The organism is uncultured Anaerococcus sp. (assembly GCF_937934665.1).
In the GTDB taxonomy this organism is placed as follows: Bacteria; Bacillota; Clostridia; order Tissierellales; family Peptoniphilaceae; genus Anaerococcus.
Map to the genome: position 1 here is coordinate 1 of NZ_CALGYW010000144.1, position 5,515 is coordinate 5,515.

At 37.2% G+C, this 5,515-nt stretch carries 6 protein-coding genes; 5 read left to right on the forward strand and 1 reads right to left on the reverse strand.

The window, feature by feature from the left end; genetic code table 11:
- Positions 1–115: 115 nt before the first annotated feature.
- Entirely contained in the window at positions 116–1,129 is a 1,014-nt protein-coding gene (locus Q0410_RS07425; protein ID WP_299035081.1) for a low specificity L-threonine aldolase, read from the reverse strand.
- Positions 1,130–1,377: 248 nt separating this feature from the next.
- On the opposite strand from Q0410_RS07425, the gene Q0410_RS07430 reads away from it, so the two are divergent.
- The 5 genes from Q0410_RS07430 to Q0410_RS07450 all read left to right on the forward strand — a co-directional run.
- A complete protein-coding gene (locus tag Q0410_RS07430) occupies positions 1,378–1,605 on the forward strand; it encodes a ferrous iron transport protein A (protein WP_299035084.1) in 228 nt (75 codons plus the stop codon).
- Entirely contained in the window at positions 1,602–3,749 is a 2,148-nt protein-coding gene (gene feoB / locus Q0410_RS07435) for a ferrous iron transport protein B (protein WP_299035086.1), read from the forward strand. The genes Q0410_RS07430 and feoB overlap by 4 nt, the downstream gene beginning before the upstream one ends.
- Before the next feature lie 19 nt (positions 3,750–3,768).
- A complete protein-coding gene (locus tag Q0410_RS07440; RefSeq protein ID WP_299035089.1) occupies positions 3,769–3,915 on the forward strand; it encodes a FeoB-associated Cys-rich membrane protein in 147 nt (48 codons plus the stop codon).
- An 85-nt stretch (positions 3,916–4,000) separates the two neighbouring features.
- A complete protein-coding gene (locus Q0410_RS07445; protein WP_299035092.1) occupies positions 4,001–4,927 on the forward strand; it encodes a TIGR01212 family radical SAM protein in 927 nt (308 codons plus the stop codon).
- Positions 4,912–5,515, forward strand: a 604-nt coding sequence (locus Q0410_RS07450; protein WP_299035095.1) for an isochorismatase family protein, incomplete at its 3' end; no start/stop codon positions are given. The genes Q0410_RS07445 and Q0410_RS07450, both read left to right, overlap by 16 nt.

Consider the following 5,515-nt stretch of genomic DNA (forward strand, 5'->3'; position numbering starts at 1 on the left):
TGACTTTTTCGCAAGTTAATCAAAGATGATAAATCTTAATATCTATTTAATTCTAGTAATTACGAGATTGGATTATTTGAAGAGATTTTGCTTAAAACTAGCTAATAATTTTAATCTATATTTCTTCTAAAAATCCCCTGACATCTTCTTCTGTGGTCCTAAAGGTTGTGACAAGTCTTGCTATTTTTTTGCCTTGTTTTTCTCCGGTTATTTCAAATTTAGCTATCTTTTGCCATTTTTCTAAGTTTTCTTCATCTAAGAGGACAAAGACTTGGTTGGACTCGAAAGGATAGGCCAAGCTGTAGCCTTTTTTAGTGATGCCTTCTGCCAATATTTTGGCCATTTGGTAGGCTTTTTTTGATCCCTTGAGGTAAAACTTTTTATCTTCGAAGACTTTTTCCCACATGATGCCTGAGATAAAGCCTTTGGCGAGCATAGTGCCCTTTTGTTTGATGAGATTATTTAAATCTTTTTTTAGATCATCATTTACAACTACTAGGGCTTCGCCGAATAAGAGGCCTGCCTTGGTGCCTCCTAGGTAGAAAATATCACATAAGTCTGTTAGGTCTTTTATTTCGTAGTCGCATTTTTCTGAGGCTAGAGCTGCTGCCATTCTGGCTCCGTCTATAAAGAGGTAGAGATTATTTTCCTTGCAATAGGCGTAGATATCCTCAAGCTCTTTTTTCTTATAGAGGGTGCCGACTTCGGTGGTATTTGATATGTAGACCTTTTTTGGAACTGTCATATATTCCGTGGTGAATTTTTGATGAAAATTTTCTATAGATTCTCTTGTCAATTTGCCGTCTTCTGTGTCGATTAGTTCAATTTTAAGGCCAGTCGCTTCTATAGAGCCTGCTTCGTGACCTTCGATATGGCCTGTTGTAGCTGAGAGGATGGAGTCTTGCTGGCGCATGCCTGCTGCAGCTGCTACTATATTTGCTCCTGTACCTCCTGGTAGGAAGTAGATGTCTACGTTTTCATTTCCTAGGGCTTTTTTTATTAAGTTTCTGGCGTTTTTGCTGTGGGAGTCTGTCCCATAGCCTGGGTTTTTCTCGTCTAGGGATGATTTTAGGGCTTCTAGGATTTCTGGATAAGCTATTGAGTTATAATCATTTACAAAAAAATACATATTACCTTCCTTTTTTGGTTTTTCTACTAATATTATATCAAATATTGGCTTAAAAGCTAGAATGGTTTTATTATAGAACGATTTCCCTCGGTGGGTGAATAAAGATTGATAAAATATAACAATAATTAATATCAAATAGTATTGATATTCATTATCGAGTGTGTTATATTAATAGTAAGTTGAGAGTTAATATAAATAAATTTTAGTCTACGGGATATTTCTTGTAGGTTTTAAATAGAGGAGGACATATGACATATTTATCAGACGCACCTGTCGGTAGCCATGTCAAGGTTAGTAAGGTCCTTGGTACAGGTCCTGTCAAAAGAAGGATTATGGATATGGGCATTACTAAGAATACAGATATTTACATAAGGAAGCTTGCACCGCTTGGAGACCCTATCCAGATAAATCTAAGGGGTTACGAGCTTACTATTAGAAAAGATGACGCAAAAAATATTTTGGTGGAGGGCCTATGACTTTAAAAGTAGCTTTAGCAGGTAATCCCAATTCCGGAAAGACTACCCTTTTTAATGCCCTAACAGGTTCTGATCAAAGGGTTGGTAACTGGCCTGGGGTTACTGTAGATAAAAAAGAAGGTCTATTAAAAGGACACAAGGACATAGTTATCCAGGACCTTCCAGGTATATATTCCCTTTCTCCTTATACTATGGAGGAGGTTGTTTCTAGAAAATACCTCATAGATGAAAAACCAGATTTAATTATAAACTTGGTTGACGGATCTAACCTTATTAGAAATCTTTACCTAACAAGCCAGCTTGCTGAGCTTGATATACCTATGATTATCTCCCTTAATATGATGGATATAGTAAGGGAAAAGGGTGATGATATAAATATAGGGGCTATGGAAGAGATTTTAAATGCAAGGGTTATTGAAACTGTAGCTAGTAAAGAAGAGGGGATTGAGCCTTTAATAGAAGAGGTCCTTAATAGTAGAAATCTAAAAAATATCCCAAATAAACTTGAGTTTGAAGATGATTTAGAAGATGCTATTTATCAGATAGAAAAGATAATCAAGTCTGACCTTAAGGATGGGCATGCGAGATATTATGCAATCAAGGTTTTTGAAGAAGATTCTATTTGCCTTGATTACCTAAAACTTGCGGATGATAAATTAGCTAAAATTTCTAAAATCAGAAAAAATATGGAAGAAAAATACGACGATGAGGCAAGCGCCCTTATTATCGGTTCTAGGTATGATGAGCTTGAGAAAGTATCAGATAAAATGCTAGAATCTGCTGAGCCAAAACTTAGCATGACTGATAAGATTGATAGGGTGGTTACTTCCAAATTATTTGGTCTACCAATCTTTGCCCTAGTGATGTTTATGGTATTTTTCCTTGCAGTATTTAAATACTCGCCAGGTACCATGGCAACAGAGGCAGTAAATGGATTTTTTGATGATAGCCTAATTCCAGGTACGGTAGACCTTATGGAAAAATTTGAAATCCATCCAGTACTTGCAAGCCTTGTTAGTGATGGAGTTCTTGCTGGTGTGGGAGCAGTGCTCGGATTTTTACCACAGATGATGGTGCTTTTTGCCCTTCTTTCAATACTAGAAGATATAGGTTATATGTCAAGGATAGCCTTTATCATGGATAGGCTTTTTAGGAAGTTTGGTCTTTCTGGTAAGTCCTTTATCCCAGCTATGGTTGCTACAGGTTGTGCAGTACCAGGTATCCAAGCATCTAGGACCATCGAAAACGAAAGGGATAGGAAGATAACCATAATGACTACTTCCTTTATGCCTTGTTCAGCAAAACTACCAGTTATTGCCCTTATTGTTGGGGCGTTTTTCCCAGAGAATAGGGTGCTTGTGACTTTTTCCTTTTATGTGATAGGGATCTTATCTATTATTGTTTCTGGCCTTATCCTAAAGAAATTTAAGGAATTAGCCGATAGCCCATCACCATTTATCATGGAGCTTCCTCCATATCACGCACCTAGGCCAAAGTCAGTTTTGACTGATGTTTATAATAAGAGCAAGTCCTATGTTAAAAAAGCTGGGTCTATCATTCTTGTTTCAACAATTGTAATTTGGTTTTTACTAAACTTTGACTTTAGGTTAAACCTTGTAGGAGAAGCTAGCGAAAACTCTATCCTTGCTAGGGTAGGTTCTGTTATAGCTGTAATCTTTAGGCCAACAGGTTTTGGCACCTGGCAGGCAACAGCAGCTACTATTACAGGTTTTGTAGCCAAGGAAAACCTAGTTGCTACTATGGGCATAGTTTTAGGTTTAGGAGGAGAGGTTACTGAAGAATCACAAGCCCTTCTTACAGCCTTTAGTGGAGCCCTAGCAAGTCCTGTGGCAGGTTATTCCTTCCTCTTATTTAATATGCTATGTATGCCATGTTTTGCAGCAGTAGGAGCTATTAAAACTGAGATGGATGATAGTAGGTGGACAGCCTTAACTATTTGCTACCAAATGGGCTTTGCCTACCTAGTAAGCCTTATTTTCTACCAACTAGGAAGTTTCTTCTTCTATGGAGAGTTTGACCTAGGTACTGTAGTAGGATTTATTGGCCTTGCCTTTTTCATCTATATGGTTGTTAGAAAACCCTATGCAGAGAAAAAACAGGCCTACGAAAAATGTTTAGCTTAACTTATAGAAAGGATAAAAAATGAATTTAGCATCATGGATTTTATTAATAGCAATCCTTGCTCTTTGTTCCTTTATAGTATACAGAAGATTTTTGACAAAAAGTGAGGGAGGCTGCGCGGACTGCCCAGCCTGTGCAAGTAATAATAAGAAATCTTGTTGTAGTTAATACGTAAAAATATATCCTCATGGACCCCTTATCCAGGGTCCTTTTCTATGTGGAATTTTAGAGATTTAAGAGGTATATTTAGACTATGGAGATAAATAAAAAACGCTATAGGGACTTTGGTTCCTATATGAAGAAAAGATTTAATAAAAAAATAATAAAACTTCCCCTAGATGGTGGCTTCACTTGTCCCAACAGGGACGGGAGTCTATCTTTTGAAGGATGTATTTTTTGCTCAGAGACAGGATCTGGTGAATGGACTTATGGGAAAAAATCTATAAGAGACCAAGTAGCCTACCAAAAAAGTCGCTTGAGAAAAAAGAATATGCCAACAGCCTACCTGGCCTATTTTCAAAACTTCACCAATACCTATGGTGATGTTTCAAGGCTTAGGGATCTCTACTATGAGGCTTTATCCTGTGAGGATGTGACAGGTCTTGCTATTGCCACTAGGGCAGATTGCCTATCAGATGAGGTCCTTGACCTTTTAGAAGAAATCAGCAAGGAATATTTTCTCCTAGTAGAGCTTGGCATGCAAAGTGTAAATGAAAAGACAATTGACCTTATAAATAGGGGCTATAGCCATGAGGTTTTTGACCAGGGGATAAGGAAGCTTCACGCAAGGGGTATACCTACCCTAGTCCATATGATTGTGGGCCTACCTTTTGAAGAAAGGGTGGACTTTGTGGACGATATAACCTATATTAATACTATAAGGCCTTGGGGGATAAAAATTCACAATCTCTATATAGAAAAACCAAGCAAGCTTTTTGATTATTACAAAGAAAACAAGCTAAGCTATGGGATGGAAATGGAAGACTATGTGGAAATAGTAGTTGACCTTCTAAGGAGACTTAGGCCAGAGATTGTGATAAATAGGCTAACAGGGGATGGGATTGGTGAAAAAATAGCCCTCCCTGCTTGGGCTAAAAACAAGGCCAAGATCTTAACTAGTATTGATAAGATGATGAAAGATAAAAATTATAGACAGGGGGATTTATGGAAAGAAGAATAGATAAGAGATTTTTTACAAACTCACTTAGCGAAGATGGTACTTATACAGCCAAGGATAAGTCATTACTTTTGGTAGTAGATATCCAGCCAAAGCTAATGGATACTATGGACAAAGGCGATAGGACAATAAGAAATACAGTAGGCCTTATAAAAGCCTTTAAGAAATATGACATGGCAGTTTTAGCAACAGAACAATATCCAAAGGGACTTGGCAGATCTCATGAAGATATTTTGGCAGAAATTGATGAGGAAAAAATCTTTGCTAAGACAAGTTTTAATGCCCTAACAGCAGAAGTAGAGGACTTTATCAAGGAAAATAAAATTGAAAAAGTCTTTGTAACAGGAGCTGAGGGCCATATTTGCATCTACCAAACTATAAGGAGTCTTCTTGACCTAGGCTTAGATGTATATTATGTGGATGATGCGATTTCTTCATATACTGACGAGCTTAAAAAAATTGCGAGAAAATCCCTAAGAGATATGGGAGCAGTCCTTATAAATACAGAGCTAATTCTCTTTGACCTAGCAGTAGACAGCAAGGATCCAAATTTTAAATTTGTATCAAAGCTAGTAAAAGAATTAAGAAAGT